The 15,245-nt window shown below is 74.4% G+C and carries 13 protein-coding genes; 9 read left to right on the forward strand and 4 right to left on the reverse strand.

What is annotated here, in order from left to right:
* From ADY01_RS21135 to ADY01_RS21145, 3 genes are all read left to right on the forward strand, one after another.
* The coding region (locus ADY01_RS21135) for a SpoIIE family protein phosphatase (protein WP_159001329.1) at window positions 1–1,576 on the forward strand (1,576 nt) is incomplete at its 5' end.
* Window positions 1,577–1,587: 11 nt separating this feature from the next.
* Window positions 1,588–2,067 (forward strand): NUDIX domain-containing protein, encoded by a 480-nt coding sequence (locus ADY01_RS21140; protein WP_049575922.1) that lies wholly within the window; start codon window positions 1,588–1,590, stop codon window positions 2,065–2,067.
* Between the two features lie 17 nt (window positions 2,068–2,084).
* A complete protein-coding gene (locus tag ADY01_RS21145) occupies window positions 2,085–2,291 on the forward strand; it encodes a hypothetical protein (protein WP_049575926.1) in 207 nt (68 codons plus the stop codon).
* 27 nt (window positions 2,292–2,318) lie between these two features.
* Here the strand turns inward: ADY01_RS21145 and ADY01_RS21150 are convergent, their stop codons facing one another.
* Together ADY01_RS21150 and ADY01_RS21155 are read right to left on the reverse strand one after the other, a co-directional pair.
* Window positions 2,319–2,609, reverse strand: coding sequence for a hypothetical protein (locus ADY01_RS21150; RefSeq protein ID WP_049575953.1), 291 nt, complete (start codon window positions 2,607–2,609; stop codon window positions 2,319–2,321).
* 84 nt (window positions 2,610–2,693) lie between these two features.
* A complete protein-coding gene (locus ADY01_RS21155) occupies window positions 2,694–6,440 on the reverse strand; it encodes an ABC transporter ATP-binding protein (protein WP_049575929.1) in 3,747 nt (1,248 codons plus the stop codon).
* Between the two features lie 438 nt (window positions 6,441–6,878).
* On the opposite strand from ADY01_RS21155, the gene erm reads away from it, so the two are divergent.
* From erm to ADY01_RS21170, 3 genes are all read left to right on the forward strand, one after another.
* Entirely contained in the window at window positions 6,879–7,655 is a 777-nt protein-coding gene (gene erm, locus ADY01_RS21160) for an ErmE/ErmH/ErmO/ErmR family 23S rRNA (adenine(2058)-N(6))-methyltransferase (RefSeq protein ID WP_049575932.1), read from the forward strand.
* A gap of 96 nt (window positions 7,656–7,751) precedes the next feature.
* Window positions 7,752–8,117: a VOC family protein gene (locus tag ADY01_RS21165; RefSeq protein WP_049575934.1), complete on the forward strand. Its 366-nt coding sequence runs from the start codon at window positions 7,752–7,754 to the stop codon at window positions 8,115–8,117.
* A gap of 176 nt (window positions 8,118–8,293) precedes the next feature.
* The gene (locus ADY01_RS21170) at window positions 8,294–9,265 is read left to right on the forward strand and encodes an alpha/beta hydrolase (protein WP_049575937.1); all 972 of its coding nucleotides are present in this window, start codon (window positions 8,294–8,296) and stop codon (window positions 9,263–9,265) included.
* Between the two features lie 38 nt (window positions 9,266–9,303).
* On the opposite strand, the gene ADY01_RS21175 is transcribed toward ADY01_RS21170, so the two are convergent.
* Together ADY01_RS21175 and ADY01_RS21180 are read right to left on the reverse strand one after the other, a co-directional pair.
* Window positions 9,304–11,070 carry a SpoIIE family protein phosphatase gene (locus ADY01_RS21175; RefSeq protein WP_053171052.1) on the reverse strand — a complete coding sequence of 589 codons (1,767 nt, stop codon included), beginning with the start codon at window positions 11,068–11,070 and terminating at the stop codon, window positions 9,304–9,306.
* A complete protein-coding gene (locus ADY01_RS21180; RefSeq protein ID WP_234320339.1) occupies window positions 11,063–11,665 on the reverse strand; it encodes a CGNR zinc finger domain-containing protein in 603 nt (200 codons plus the stop codon). The genes ADY01_RS21175 and ADY01_RS21180 overlap by 8 nt, the downstream gene beginning before the upstream one ends.
* Before the next feature lie 92 nt (window positions 11,666–11,757).
* Between ADY01_RS21180 and ADY01_RS21185 the strand changes: the two genes are divergently transcribed.
* From ADY01_RS21185 to ADY01_RS21195, 3 genes are all read left to right on the forward strand, one after another.
* A complete protein-coding gene (locus ADY01_RS21185; RefSeq protein WP_049575941.1) occupies window positions 11,758–12,957 on the forward strand; it encodes an MFS transporter in 1,200 nt (399 codons plus the stop codon).
* A 205-nt stretch (window positions 12,958–13,162) separates the two neighbouring features.
* Complete coding sequence (locus tag ADY01_RS21190) at window positions 13,163–14,317, forward strand: low temperature requirement protein A (protein WP_049575945.1); 1,155 nt, start codon at window positions 13,163–13,165, stop codon at window positions 14,315–14,317.
* A 74-nt stretch (window positions 14,318–14,391) separates the two neighbouring features.
* A complete protein-coding gene (locus tag ADY01_RS21195; RefSeq protein WP_049575948.1) occupies window positions 14,392–15,186 on the forward strand; it encodes a phosphatase in 795 nt (264 codons plus the stop codon).
* Window positions 15,187–15,245: the final 59 nt, after the last annotated feature.

Below are 15,245 nucleotides of genomic sequence, written 5' to 3' on the forward strand. Positions count from 1 at the left end.
GCGCGAGGCCGAGGGGGGAGAGGGCGGCGGGCCGGGGAGCCGGGAGGAGCGCGACGCGGCCCCAGGACCCCGGACCGGCGAGTCGCACGCCGACAGCTCGGTCCCGGTCCGCTGCCTGGCCGAGGGCCCCTCCTGCCACGCCACCCTCCTCGGGGCCGCGGACATCCCCGGGTGGCTCGGCGTCACGGAGCCGGGGCCCGAGCCCGCGGACGCGGACGAGCAGGCCCACGCGGACGAGCGGGAGCCGGAGCGGAACGGGGCCCACTCCGGCATCGCCGTCCCGCTCCGCGCGCGGGGCGCGACGCTGGGAGTGGCGGTCTTCGTCAGGAAGGAGCGGGAGGAGCCGTTCGACACCGACGACCTGCTGCTGGCCGAGGAGATCGGCGTGCAGGCCGCGGTCTGCGTGGACAACGCCCGCAGGTACACCCACGAGCACCGCACCTCGCTGGCGCTCCAGCGCAGCCTGCTCCCCCGACGGCTGCCGGACCTCGCGGCGGTCGACGTCGCCACCCGGTATCTGCCGGCCGACTCGACGGCGGGGGTGGGCGGCGACTGGTTCGACGTCATCCAGCTCTCGGGGGCCCGCGTCGCCCTGGTGGTGGGCGATGTCGTCGGCCATGGGCTGTACGCGTCGGCGACGATGGGCCGGCTGCGTTCCGCGGTGCGGACCCTGGCCGACATCGACCTGGCGCCCGACGAACTGCTCACGCATCTGGACGACGTGGTGATCCGGCTCGGCTCGGAGACCGAGCAGACCGAGGAGGAGCAGGACGTCCCGGGCGGCGCGGTCGGCGCGACCTGCCTGTACGCGGTGTACGACCCGGTCTCCCGCACCTGCGTGATGGCGCGGGCGGGGCACCCGGCGCCGGTGCTGGTCCGGCCGGACGGGCGGGCGGAGCTGCTGGAGGCCCCGGCCGGGCCGCCGCTGGGCCTCGGAGGGCTGCCGTTCGAGGCCACCGAGCTGTCGCTGCCGGAGGACAGCCTCCTCGCCCTCTACACCAACGGTCTGGTGGACATCGACCACGACATGGCGCGCGGCCAGGAGTGCCTGCGCCAGGCGCTCACCGAGCCGCCCTCGTCGCTGGAGGCGACCTGCGACAAGGTGATCGGCACGGTGCTCGACGGCGTGCCCACCGACGACATCGCGCTGCTGCTGGCGCGGACCAAGGCGCTGGACGCCTCGCACGTCGCCACCTGGGACATCGCCGACGACCCGACGGCGGTGGGGAAGGCGCGCATGCTGGCCGACCGGCAGCTGACCGCGTGGCAGCTGCGGGACGCGGCGTTCGCCACGGAGCTGGTCGTCAGCGAGCTGGTGACCAACGCCATCCGGCACGCCGACGGGCCGCTCCAGCTGCGGCTGATCCGGGAGCCGAGCGCGTTGATCTGCGAGGTCTCGGACTCCAGCAGCACCTCTCCGCACCTGCGGCGGGCGCGGATCCTGGACGAGAGCGGCCGGGGCCTGTTCATCGTCGCGAACCTCACCGAACGCTGGGGCACCCGGCACGGCCGCTACGGCAAGACCATCTGGGCCGAGCTCTCCCCCGCGCAGGGGACGGAACTGGCCAGCATCTAGGGTCGGTCGGCATGGAGAGTTCGGAAGAGGCCCTTGCCACCGGGCCGTTGGGCATGCGGCTGCTCGCGTTCGAACGGCTTCCCGAGGACAGCGAGTTCGGCGAGGCGCCGGTGGGCTATGTGCTGATTGCGCTCTGGCACGCCGGGCTGCTGCTCGTGGTGCACGACCGCGGGCGCGGCTGCTGGGAGCTGCCCGGCGGCTCGATCGAGCCGGGCGAGAGCGCGCGGGAGGCCGCGGCGCGGGAGCTGCGCGAGGAGTCGAACCAGCGGGTGGCCCCGGCGGCGCTGCGGTTCGTCGGCTTCGCCAGGACCGCCCTGCCGGACCGGCGCGTGCTGCGCGGGGCGCTGTACCAGGCGGAGGCGGCGGAACGGGACGCGTTCGAGCCGACCGAGGAGATCGCCGGGATCCGCTGGTGGAACCTGGAGGATCCGCTGCCCGGCGGCCGGGTGCAGACGGTGGACGCTTATCTGGCGGCGCTCGCGCGGGGGTAGCGGGTACCCTCGCGTCCATGGGGAGACCGGCGGGGTTCGCCTATACGGCGCAGCGGGACGGGACCGTGCTGATCAGCCACCACGGCCGCCGGGCCACCACCCTCCGCGGGGAGCGCGCCACGCGCTTCCTCACGGAGGTCGAGGGCGCGGACCCGCAGCGGGTCATGGCTCGGTGGACGGGCAACTACAAGCGGGGCAACGAACGTTCCACTCGCCCGAGGTGAGGGCTGTCGGGTGCGCCGGCCCTCCGTTCAGTAGTGACGGACACGGGACGCGACCAGGTGCCCGACGATGAGGTACACCACCGCCGCCAAACCGTAGCCGCAGACAACGCGCGCCCATTCCTCGTCGAAGGTGAACAGGTCGTGTGACCAGCCGGCAAGCCAGCGGGCCGCATCCTGAACGAAGGTGACCAGGTTGTTTCCCCGGTTGGCGTCGAACAGGTACATGATGATCCACAGGCCGATGATGCAGGCGGCGACGTCCGCGATCACCGCGATAATCGTCGCCGCGGGCCCGAGGTGCTGTTTTCTCGTGGTCATGGCGGACATGACATGCGGGTTGCCCCCTTGCCCCCGGCCAAACGCGCCTGACGCGCCTGACGCGCCCTCAGCCCGCGACCGCCCTCAGCTCCCGACCGCGCTCGGCTCGCCCGTGTAGGCGCGCCACAGCGCGGCGTACCGGCCGTCGGCGGCGAGGAGTTCGGCGTGGCTGCCGTCCTCCACGACGCGCCCGTGGTCGAGCACCACCACGCGGTCCGCGCGCGCTGCCGTGGTCAGCCGGTGGGCGACGACCAGGGTGGTGCGGCTGCCCGCGAGGCGGTCGGTCGCCTGGTTGACCAGCGCCTCGGTGGCCAGGTCGAGGGCGGCCGTCGCCTCGTCGAGCAGCAGGATGTCGGGCTGGACCAGTTCGGCCCTGGCCAGGGCGATCAGCTGCCGCTGTCCCGCCGACAGGTTCCGGCCGCGCTCCCCGACCTGGTACCGGTAGCCGCCCTCCAGCGCGGCGACCATCCGGTGGGCCCCCACGGCGCGCGCCGCCGTCTCCACGTCCGCGTCGGACGCCTCGGGGCGGCCGTAGGCGATGGCGTCGCGGACCGTTCCCTCGAAGAGGTAGGGCTCCTGGGGCACCACGCCGAGGCGGTGCCGGTAGGCGGCGAGGTCGAGGGTGCGCAGATCCTCGCCGTCCGCGAGGACGGCGCCCTCGGTCGGGTCGTAGAAGCGGGCGACCAGCTTGACCAGCGTGGACTTGCCCGCGCCGGTCTCGCCGACGAACGCCACCGTCTGCCCGGCCGGTATCCGCAGGCTCACCCCGGCCAGGGCCTGGCCCTCCTCGCCGGCCGCTCCGTAGGCGAACCGCACGCCGTCGAACTCCAGCGCGCCGGTGAGCCGTTCGACCGGCAGCGGCGCTTCGGGCGCGGGCGTGGCGGTCGGCTCGCGCAGGAGCTCCTGGATGCGGCGCAGCGAGACCACGGCCTGCTGGTAGCCGTCGAAGACCTGGGAGAGCTGCTGGACGGGGGCGAAGAACAGCTCGATGTACAGCAGGTACGCCACCAGCGCGCCGGCCGTCAGCGTGCCGTCCCCGACCCGGCCCGCGCCCACGACCAGCACGCCGGCGGTGGCCAGGGTGGCGAGCAGCTGGACGAAGGGGAAGTAGACGGAGATGAGCCACTGCCCCTGCACGCGCGCCTGCCGGTAGCCGTCGGAGCGGGCGGTGAACCGCTCGTAGCCGTCCCGCTCGCGCCGGAACGCCTGCACCATCCGCAGCCCCGCGACCGACTCCTGGAGGTCGGCGTTGACTCCGCTGACCCGCTCGCGCGCCAGCTCGTAGGCGCGCACGCTGTGCCGCCTGAAGAAGACCGTGCCGACCGTCAGGGGCACCAGCGTGGCGAGCACGACGAGGGCGAGCTGCCCGTCGAGGACGATGAGCACGACCATGATCCCGAGGAACGTCAGCACCGAGACGAGCGCCTGGGTCAGCCCGGTCTGGAGGAACGTGGTCAACGCGTCCACATCGGTCGTCATCCGGGTCATCACGCGGCCGGTCAGCTCGCGCTCGTAGTAGTCGAGGCCGAGGCGCTGGAGGTGGGCGAAGATCTTCACGCGCAACGAGTACAGGGCCCGTTCGCCGGTGCGGCCGACCGCGCGCAGGGCCCCGTACTGCGCGGCCCACTGGGCGAGCACGACGGCGAGCGCGAGCAGCGAGGCCGCCCAGACGGCGCCGAGCGCGGCGCGCTGGACGCCCTCGTCGATGCCGTGCCGGATGAGCACCGGCAGCAGCAGGGAGGCGACGGCGTCGGCGACGACGAGCAGCAGCGCCACGGCGAGCGGCCCGCCGAGGCCGCCGAGCAGCCGTCGCAGGCCGTAGTTCTCCTCGGGGCGGGTGGCGCGTTCCTCGTCGACGCGGGGAACGTCGGTGGCCGGAGGCAGGGCGGCGACCTGGGCCAGCAGCTCGGGTGTCGCGCCCTCCGTGCCCTTCTCCGCGCCCTTCCCGGTCCCCTCGCCGTCCCCGGCGTCCGGCCAGGCCGCGCCGGTGCCGGGGGCGTGCGCGTCCCCCTCGTCCGCGCTCGCGCCGTTCGCGCCGTTCACCCCGCGCACGGCGTCGAGGGGGGCCGCGAGCCCGGCCGGGTCGCGTTCCACGCCGCCGAGCTCGCCCGGGTCGGCCAGCAGCCGCCGGTACAGCTCGCAGCGCGCGACCAGCTCCTCGTGGGTGCCGGTGTCGGCCAGCCGCCCGGCGTCCAGCACGGCGATGCGGTCGGCGAGCTGGAGCGTGGACTGGCGGTGCGCGATCAGCAGCGTGGTCCGCCCGGCCATCACCGAGCGCAGCGCGCCGTGGATCTCGTGCTCGACGCGGGCGTCCACCGCCGAGGTGGCGTCGTCGAGGATCAGCAGCCTGGGGTCGGTCAGGATGGCGCGGGCCAGCGCGATGCGCTGCCGCTGCCCGCCGGAGAGGGTCAGGCCCTGCTCGCCCACGGCGGTGTCGTACCCCTCGGGCAGCGCGCGGATGAACCCGTCCGCCTGCGCCGCTCGGGCCGCCGCGAGGATCTGTTCCTCGGTGGCCTCGGGGTGGCCGTAGGCCAGGTTGGCGCGGATCGTGTCCGAGAACAGGAAGCTGTCCTCGGGCACCAGGCCGATGGCGGCGCGCAGGGAGGCGTAGGTGAGCGATCTGACGTCCTCGCCGCCGACGCGCACCGCGCCGCCGTCGGGGTCGTAGAAACGGGGCAGCAGCAGGGAGACGGTCGACTTGCCGCTGCCCGAGGGGCCGACCACGGCGAGGGTCTCCCCCGGCTCGATGCGCAGGGTGAGCTCGCTGAGGACCGGGCGGCCCTGCCCGTAGCCGAAGCTGACGCGGTCGAACTCGACGGTGGCCGGGGCGTCGGCCGGCAGCTCGTGCGCGTCGGGGGCCTCGCGGATCTCCGGCTCGGTGTCGATCAGCTCCATGACCCGTTCCACACCGGCCCTGGCCTGCTGCCCCACGGTGAGGATGACGGTCAGCATGCGGACCGGGCCGACCAGCTGCGCCAGATAGGTGGAGAACGCGACGAAGGTGCCGAGCGTGATCTGCCCGCGGGTGGCCATCCAGCCGCCGAGCGCCAGCATGCCGACCTGCCCGAGCGAGGGAACGGCCTGGAGCACCGGGGTGTAGCGCGCCGAGAGCCGCACCGTCCTCATCCGCGCGGCGAAGAGCCTGTGCCCGGCCGCGCGCAGCTTGCCCGTCTCCTGTTCCTCCTGCCCGAAGCCCTTGACCACGCGGACGCCGGTGATGGCGCCGTCCACCACTCCGGCGACGGCGCCCGCCTCGTTCTGCGCGACCCAGGTGGCGGGGAAGAGCCGGCTGCGGCTGCGGGAGACGACGAACCATAGGGCGGGGGCCACGGCCAGGGCGACCAGGGTCAGCGGCGGCGACAGCGTGAGCATGACGACCAGGGAGACCGCGAACAGCATCAGGTTCCCGACGGTCATCGGCATCATGAACAGCAGGCCCTGGATGAGCTGGAGGTCGCTGGTGGCGCGCCCGACGACCTGGCCGGTGCTGAGCTGGTCCTGCCGCCGCCCGTCCAGCCGGGTGATCGACGCGAACATGTCGGTGCGCAGGTCGTGCTGCACGTCGATGCCGAGCCGCCCGCCGTAGAACCGCCGGATGAACGTGAGCGCGTACACGACCACGGCCGCGCCGATCAGCAGGCCGATCCACAGGCCGAGGCCGCCCTCCTCGCCGATCACCACGTCGTCGATGACGACCTTGATGATCAGCGGCATCAGGGCCATGACGCCCATGCCGACCAGGGAGGAGCCGACGGAGAGGAGCAGATTGCGGCGGTAGCGCCAGCAGTAGGCGGTCAGCCGCCGTATCCATCCACCGTCCCGTGCCGTCACGCCATCTCCTCCTGCTCGATTCCCTGCTCCGCCCGGCCCCGCGAGCGCCGCAGTCTCAACATCGCAGCAGCGGTCTTTTCATCCCACCGCAACAGTCGGAAATGAGCTTGCCCGCCGTTCGAGGCCCCGCGTAGGGTCGCGCCCATGGGAACGATGCTCACCAGCGGTCTGCGCGCCTTCGCGCCGGCCGCCCGCTGGAGCCCCGAGCTCCAGTCACGTCGTCCGCGCGCCGGGCGCCCGGCCCTGGTCCCTCAGGACCGGTCCGGTAGCCGAGCCTCCGCACGCTGACCTTCCGCACGCCGAGCTCCCCTACCCGAGCCGTCCGCTTTCCGGCCAGGGCCGTCCGTGTCCCACACGACCCGGACAGGCCGACGGCACTCCGTTCCCCGACGTCTCCGCCGCCGCCCGGCCTGTCCTCACCTTCCGAGGACGACGCCCGTGGCCTCCCGCCGCCAACACCTCTCCCAGAACTTCCTGTACAACACCGCCGTGCTGCGCCAGATCGTGCGCGCGGCGGAGCTCCGCCCCGGTGACCTGGTCGTCGAGCCGGGCGCCGGCGAAGGCACCCTGACCCGCCTCCTGGCCCGCTCCGCGCGCCAGGTGATCGCGTACGAGCTCGACCCCGACCTGGCCGCCCGCCTCCCGGGACGGCTGCGGGCCGAGCGCAACGTGCACGTGATCAGGGACGACTTCCTGACCGCCCACCCCCCTCGAACGCCCTTCGCGGTGGTGGGGAACATCCCCTACTCCCGCTCGACCGACATCGTGCGCTGGTGCCTGAACGCCAGAAGTCTGACGTCGGCCACGCTGGTCACGCAGCTCGAATTCGCCCGCAAGCGCACCGGCGACTTCGGCACCTGGCCGCTGCTGACGGTGCAGAGCTGGCCGGTCCACGACTGGCGCCTGGGACAGCGCATCGGGCGGCGGCAGTTCACGCCGGTACCGCGCACCGACTCGGCCGTGCTGCGCATCGTCCGCCGCGAGGCGCCGCTGCTGCCCGCCCGCGACCTCCCCGCCTACCGCGCGCTGGTCGCCGACGGATTCACCGGGGCCGGCGGCTCGCTGCGCGCCACGCTGACCCGCGGCCACCGCGGCGGCAGGGTGCGGGAGGCGCTGCGCGCGGCGCGGATCCCGGACGGCGCGACGGTGGGGCTGGTCTCGCCCCGGCAGTGGCTGGTCCTCTTCGCCCACCTGTCGGGGCGGCGCGAGCGATGAGTTCGGGGCCCGGGGCCGGTCTGCACCCTCGGACCCATCCGGCGTCCACTGCACTCACGGCACTCACGGCACCCATGACAAGCGGAGGAGATCACCGTGTTCAAGGACACCAAGGCGTTCAGCGGTTTCTCGGTGGACGACATCCCGGCGGCGAAGCGGTTCTACGGGGACACGCTCGGCCTGGACGTCTCCGAGGAGCACGGCATGCTGACCCTGCACCTGGCCGGGGACCGGGACACCCTCGTCTACCCCAAGGAGGACCACACCCCGGCGACGTTCACGCTGCTGAACTTCCCCGTGGACGACATCGACGCCGCCGTGGACGCTCTGGCGGCCCGCGGGGTCAGCTTCGAACGGTACGAGGGGGCGGACGCCAAGGGCGTCCACCGGGGGATCGGCGGACCGCCGATCGCCTGGTTCCGCGACCCCGCGGGGAACTTCCTCTCGGTGCTGGCGGAGTGAGGGAGCGCGGAAGGCGCGGATGACATCGTGCGCCCGCGGGCGTGCGAGGCGTGCGCCGGGCGCCCGGAACGGGCCGATCGCCCATTCGGGGCGCACGGCTTGCGGCTGCCGCGGGCGTGGCGACGATGGCATCACGATGGCAAACGCCGTGCCTCACCCGGACAGGAGCGCCCCGCATGACCGATCCCGCCGGCCCGCCGACCCCCGTCCTGGAGACCGCCGCCCGGGAGCTGGCCGACGCCACCGCCCCGCACCCGCGGATCTACGAGCTTCCGCCGGTCCAGGGCCGCGAGATCCTGAACGACCTCCAGAGCGGCGAGGACGTGGAGCGGCCGGACGCCGACGAGGAGTGGGTCACGGTCCCCGGCGGGCCGACGGGGACCGTGCGGGTCCGGATCCTCCGCCCCCGCGGGCTGACCGGCGACCTGCCGGTGATGCTGTACCTGCACGGCGCGGGCTGGGTCTTCGGCGACGAACGCAGCCACGACCGGCTGGTGCGCGAGCTGGCCGCGGGCGCCGGGGTGGCCGCCGCGTACCCGCTCTACTCCCTCGCCCCCGAGGCGCGTTACCCCACGGCCGTCGAGCAGTGCTACACCGTCGGCCGGTGGCTCGCCGAGGAGGGCGCGGCCCACGGGCTCGACGGCTCCCGCATCGCGGTGTGCGGGGACTCCTCGGGCGGCACCCTGGCCACGGCGGTCGCCCTGCTGGCCACCGAACGCGGCGACCTCCCGCTCCGGGCGCAGGTGCTGCTCTACCCCGTCACGGACGCGAATTTCGAGACCATGTCCTATCTGGAGTTCTCCGACGGCTACTACCTCACGCGGGACGCCATGCGGTGGTTCTGGGACCAGTACGCGCCCGATCAGGAGCAGCGTTCCGAGATCTTCGCGTCACCGCTGCGCGCCCCCGTCGAGCGGCTCAGCGGCCTGCCGCCCACGCTGGTGATCACGGGCGAGGCGGACGTGCTGCGCGACGAGGGCGAGGCGTACGCGGCCAAGCTGCGCGCCGCGGGCGTGGATGTCACCGCGGTCCGCGTCCTGGGGGTGGTGCACGACTTCCTGATGCTCGACACCCAACGCCACCAGAACGGCACCCGAACCGCCCGCCACCTGGCCGTCCACGCCCTGAGGACGGCGCTCGACACCTGACGCCCCGACGCCCCGACGCACGCCCACCGCCCGCGGCGTCAGGCCGGCACGCGCAGCGCCAGCATGGCGATGTCGTCGGCCCCGCCCGGCGGCATCCGTTCCAGGATCCCGTCGCAGAACTCGTCGAGCGGCCGGTCGCCCAGCGCGATGGCGTGGCGGCGCAGCCGGTTGAGGCCGGTGTCCAGGTCGCTGCTCGCCATCTCCACCAGACCGTCGGTGTACAGCAGCACCGTCGCCCCCGGGGGCAGCCGCTCCGTTCCGTCGTGGCGGCCCGGCGGGGAGCCCATCCGGGCGCCGAGCAGGAGCCCCTGGCCCTGCTCCAGGTAGTGGGCGCGGCCGTCCCCGGTGACCAGCAGCGGCGGCGGATGGCCCGCGCTGGTCCACCGCATCTCCCAGCGGGCTCCCCCGCCGTCTCCCGCCTCCCCGGACCCACCGGACTCACCGGACCCCGGGGAATCCCCGGACGCCGGAGCGTCCCCGGAGTCGATCCGTTCGATGCGGGCCAGGATCAGCGTCGCCATCAGCACGTCCGTGATCGCGGACATCGCCTCGTCCAGTCGCGTCACGATCGCGCTGGGCGGCTCGGCACGGTCCCAGGCGAGGGCGCGGAGCATGTTGCGCAGTTCGGCCATCCCCGCGGCGGCCGACAGGTCGTGCCCGACCACGTCGCCCACGGCCAGCGCGGTCACGCCGTCGGGCAGCACCAGCGCGTCGTACCAGTCGCCGCCGACCTGCGAGCCCCGCGGCGCGGGCTGGTAGCGGACGGCCAGCAGGAGCGGGGCGATGTCGGGCAGGGAGGGCAGCAGGTTCCGCTGCATGGTGGCCGCGATGTCGCGCTGCCGCTCGAAGAGGCGGGCGTTGTCGATGGCCAGCCCCGCGCGCCGGCCGATGTCGCGGATGAGCGGCAGGTCGTCGGCGGTGAGCGGGCGGTCCGGGTCGGTCCTGGCGACGGTGAGCGCGCCGAGGACCTGCCGGGGCGTGCTCAACGGCACCACCACCGCCGAGGTGGCGCCCAGCGCGTGCAGGAACGTGGTGTGCACGACGGCCAGCGGGCTGTCCGGCGGCGCGGCGATCTCGTCGGGGCCGAGCAGCACCGCCTCGCTGCCGCGCAGCACCCGCACCAGCACGGAGCGGGAGGTCTCGGGGATGGACGAGAGCGCGCCCTGCCCTCCCTCGCGCCCCACCTCGCGCCCCTGGGGCCCGACGACGGCGACGCGGCGCACCTCGTCGTCGGCGACCCTCAGGTCCACGGCGGCCCAGTCGGCCAGCCGGGGAACGAGCAGCCGCCCCAGCCGGTTCAGCGCCTCCTCCGCCTCCAGCGTCTGGGTGAGCACCTCGGTGATCTCCCCCACCAGGGTGAGCCGCTGGGCGAGGTCCTCCATCGCGGCCAGGTGGGCGGACTGGTGGTCCTGGGCCGCGCGGTGCTCGGTGGCGTCCTCGAAGAGGGTGACCACGCCGAGGGTCGTCCCGTCCACCACGACCGGGGCCGCCGACCAGGTGACCGGCAGCAGTTCGCCGTCGCCGCGCAGGAAGCTGTCGGTCTCCACGCGCACCATCCGGGTGTGGTCGAAGACGCCGAGCAGGGGGCACTCCTCCCGGGCCTCCAGGGTGCCGTCGGCGCGGCGGTGCAGAAGGTCGTGGAAGTCCTGGCCCACCACCTCGGAGGCGGGGCGGCCGAGCAGTTTCTCGGCGTGCGGGTTGACGGCGGTGATCTTCACGGACCGGTCGGTGAGGATCATCCCGGCGTTCAGGTTGGAGAAGACAGCGCTCAGCACCTCCGGCTCCGCCGCAAGGAACTCAGCCATCGTCTTCGCCGCCTTCGCTCGGCTCCCTCCTCCCATTCACCGGCAGCGGGGCGGTCCGCGCAACCGCCCGTCTGCGTCGCCGGTGGGCCGCGACGCGGGCGCGGGAGGCGCAGGTGGCCGAGCAGTACCGGCGGGGCGCGCCGGGGCCCGTGCCCAGGTAGAGGGTGGCGCAGCCCTCCGCGGCGCACTCGCCCCAGGGCGCACGCCCGTACTCGGTGAGGATCTGCGCCAGCGCCAGGGCGCTCGACGCCGTGAACCACTCGCCCCACCCCGCGTCGTCGCCCCGGTCCACGTGGAGGTGCCAGGGGTGGCCGTCGTGGCGGCTGAGTCGGGGCCTGGCCCCGCACTCGGCCAGCAGTGCGTTGACCGCCGTGGCGGCGCGGTCGGTGTCCGGCTCCGCCAGGACCGGGATCAGGCGGGCGATGGCGGCGCGCAGCTCCACGGCGTCCGCCTCCGAGAGGTCCTCGGGCCGCTCCCCGTGCCGGGCCAGCACGGCGGCGAGCTCCGCCCGGCGCGGCAGGGGCTCGGCGCGGACGGCGTTGGCCAGGTCGATCAACCGCTGGGCAGGCCGGAAACCCGGCCGGTGCTCGGTCACGGACCCACTGTAGGCGCAGCGGGGAACGGGCTGTAACGTGATGCCTCATCAAACCGTTACATGGTCGGGGCCCGGACGCCGGAGGTGGGAACGTGCGGCGTTATCTGGCCACGGCGTTCTGCGCGCGGCTCGCGGACGAGGGAATGGCGGTGGCCGCCGTGCTGCTCGCCATCGAGCGGACGGGCTCGCCCGCGGTGGGCGCGTTCACCCTCACCGCCTGGATGGCCCCGCATGTGCTGGCCGCGCCGCTGGCGGGCTCCGCCGTGGCCCGGGCCCGCCGCCCGCGCCTCTTCCACGCCGCGGCGCTGGCCTGCTTCGCGGCGGCCATCGCCGGGCTCGCCCTCACCCTGGGCCGCGCCCCGGCGCAGGTCACCCTGGCCGTCGCGCTGGCGGGCGGCGCCTGCGGGCCCGTGGTGACCGGGGGCCTCTCCAGCCTCCTGGGCACCCTCACGCCCGGCGCGAACGCCCGCGCACGCGCCTACGCGCTGGACGCCGCCACCTACAACGCCGCGGGCATCGCGGGCCCGGCCGCCGTCACGGTCACCGCGGCGGCCCTCTCCCCCGGGGCCGCCACGGCACTGCTGGCCTGCGCCGCCGCGTGCGCCGCCGCCCTCGCGACCCTGCTGCCCACCCCTCCCGGCGCGGCCGAGCGCACGGACGGGGGCGCGGGGCGGAAGAGGGGCTCCGGCGCGATGGCGGGCCTGGCGGCCCTCCGGCACATCCGGGAGTTGCGCGCCATCACGGCCGTGACCTGCCTCGCCTGTCTGGGCACCGGCGGCCTGACCGTCACGGCGGTGCTCCTCGCCGGGGAACGGGGACAGCCGGCGGGCGGGGGCCTGCTGATGACCGCCTTCGCCGTGGGCGCGCTCGGCGGCTCCCTGGCGCTGGCCCGGCGTGCGCCGCGCCTGCCGCCCGCCCGGATCGCCGGTTACGGCCTCCTCGGCACGGGCGCCGCCCTGGCCGCCGCGGCGGCGGCCCCGGCCTTCCCCGCGTGCGCCGCGCTGTTCGTGGCGGCGGGGGCATGCGAGGGACCCGTCCTCGGCGCCACCCTCCGTATCCGCGCCGAGTACGCGCCCCCCGGCGCGGAGGCGCACGTGTTCACCCTCGGCGCCGGCCTGAAGATCACGGCGGCGGCCTGCGGCGCCGCCCTCACCGGGGCGGCCACCGCCCTCCCGGCGCCCCTCCTCCTGACGGCGATCGCCGCCGCCCACCTCGCCGCCGCCGCGCTCCTGCGCGCCCTCTCCCCCGCGCCCTCCGGCTCTCGGGGCCCCATGCCACCACGCGCCCCATGAGCGCCCAGGACACCGACCGCATCGCTGCCCCGTCGCCCCGCCCGTGGACATCGACCGGGAGGCGGCTGATCCGCCGCTGATCCGCCGCTGATCCGCTACCCGGTCCGACGCCTGAACGAGATGACCACCCGCGACGACCGACGCCCGGCAGAATTGCCCCGTTCACACCCTTTGACCGGACATGACGGGCGGATGAGACGCAGCGATGGCCGTGCACCAGCCGTGGCACCGGACGATGACCGCGCGCGACACCACCGAGGAGAACCGTTCGGCCACCCCGCTGGAGCTCCTCTTCGACCTCTGCTTCGTCGTCGCCGTCGCCTCGGTCGCGGCCGAGCTCCATCACGCGCTCTCCGCGGACCACGCCTCCACCGCCATCCCCAGCTACCTCGCCGTCTTCTTCGCCATCTGGTGGGCGTGGATGGGGATCACCTGGTTCGCCTCGGCCTACGACACCGACGACGTGCCCTACCGGATCGCGGTGCTGGTCTCGATCACCGGCGCCCTGGTCATCGCCGCCGGGGTGCACCGCGCCTTCGAGGAGCACGACTTCGCCCTGGCCACCGCCGGGTACACGGTCATGCGGCTGGCCCTGATCAGCCTCTGGCTGCGCGCCGCCCGCTCCCATCCCGAGGGCCGCACCGCCGCGCTCCGCTTCGCGGCCGGGCTGGCGACCGTCCAGACCCTGTGGCTCCTGTGGCTGACCCTGCCCACGCACTGGCAGATGCCGCTCTTCCCCGTGATCGCGGCCATCGACCTCTCGGTGCCCGTCCTGGGCGAACGCGCCCACCCCACCCCCTGGCACCCGCACCACATCGCGGAGCGGTACGGGCTCTTCACCCTGATCGTCCTCGGCGAGTCCGTGCTGGGCGCCACGACCGCCGTCCGCACGGCCGTCGACGCGGGCCACGCCAGCGCCGACCTGTACGCGGTCGCCGGCGGCGGCCTCGCCACCGTGTTCGCCATGTGGTGGCTGTACTTCGCCAAGCCCGCCGAACGCTTCCTCTCCTCCAGCCGCACCGGCTTCATCTGGGGCTACGGCCACTACCTGGCCTTCGGCTCCGCCGCCGCCGTCGGCGCGGGCCTCGCCGTCAACGTCGACCGCGTCACCCACCACTCCCACCTCTCGGACACCGGCGCGGCGGCCTCCCTCACGATCCCGGTGGCGATCTTCGTCCTCACCCTGTGGCTCCTGCACGTGAGGCCCCACCACATGGGGCACTGGCACACCGGGCTCTTCCCGGCCGCGGCCCTGCTCGTGCTGGCCACCACCTTCACCGCCGCCCCCGTTCTCCTCACCGGCACCGTGATGACCGCCCTGGTGGTGAGCGGCTTCCTCACCGCGCGCCGTGAGCTCTGAGCCCCGCGGCGCGGGGAGATCACAGGTCGGCGACGCCCTCACCGGAATCCCACCATCCGGGCGATACTGGCCGTATGCCGACCACCGCCGCCCCGTCCCGATCGGATCTGATCGCCCATCTCATAAAGACCCGCATCGCGGGCGAGGTCGCCACTCCCCGGGAGAACAACCTCGCCCACTACCGGGAGCTGGCGAACGGCAATCGCTACTTCTGGCTCGGCCTCGAACTGGGCGACCGGTGGACGGACGAGCAGGACGTGCTCTCCGAGATGGCGGAACGGTGCGGCGTCGACGCGGACCCGGGCCACCGGCAGGGGCAGGACACCATCGACCCCGAGCTCACCGTGGACGGCCTCGACCGCGCCGCGACCCTGCTGCGCAAGGCGGTCCTGGGCCGCAGCCGGGTCCTGGTGGCGACCGGCCACCCCGGCGGACTGCTCGACGTCCACGCCCGGACGGCCGCCGCGCTCCGGGCCGCGGGCTGCGACCTGGTCCGGGTCCCGATCGGGCTGACGGCCGACGAGGGCGTGGTCGCCCAGATGGCGGGGGTCGCGATGTACGAGCGCGGCGCGACGTTGTGGCACACGCACTCCCCCCTCCCCATGGCCGAGATCCTGGACGCCCTGCCGCAGGAGGGCGAGGAGCTGCCCGACCTGGTGATCGCCGACCACGGCTGGGCGGGCTGCGCGGCGCAGTTCGGCATCGACACCATCGGCTACGCCGACTCGAACGACCCGGCGCTCTTCCTCGGCGAGGCCGAGGGCACGCTCTCGGTGTGCGTCCCGCTGGACGACCACGTCACCAACCCGCGCTACTACGAGCCCATGACGGCCTACCTCCTCGACGCCGCGGGACTCGCCCCCGGCTGAGGGGCGCCCCCGGGACGGCGGAAGGCCCCGGCGCGAAGCGCTCGGGCGCCCTCCCGTCC

The organism is Streptomyces sp. SBT349, assembly GCF_001083795.1.
GTDB lineage: Bacteria > Actinomycetota > Actinomycetes > Streptomycetales > Streptomycetaceae > Streptomyces.

Coding starts and splice junctions, on each gene's coding strand:
- ADY01_RS21145 (WP_049575926.1), top strand. CDS start 2,085: ATGGGGAGACCGGCGGGGTTCGCCTATACGGCGCAGCGGGACGGGACC.
- ADY01_RS21170 (WP_049575937.1), top strand. CDS start 8,294: ATGACCGATCCCGCCGGCCCGCCGACCCCCGTCCTGGAGACCGCCGCC.
- ADY01_RS21175 (WP_053171052.1), bottom strand. CDS start 11,070: ATGGCTGAGTTCCTTGCGGCGGAGCCGGAGGTGCTGAGCGCTGTCTTC.
- ADY01_RS21190 (WP_049575945.1), top strand. CDS start 13,163: ATGGCCGTGCACCAGCCGTGGCACCGGACGATGACCGCGCGCGACACC.
- ADY01_RS21195 (WP_049575948.1), top strand. CDS start 14,392: ATGCCGACCACCGCCGCCCCGTCCCGATCGGATCTGATCGCCCATCTC.
- ADY01_RS21150 (WP_049575953.1), bottom strand. CDS start 2,609: ATGACCACGAGAAAACAGCACCTCGGGCCCGCGGCGACGATTATCGCG.
- ADY01_RS21140 (WP_049575922.1), top strand. CDS start 1,588: ATGGAGAGTTCGGAAGAGGCCCTTGCCACCGGGCCGTTGGGCATGCGG.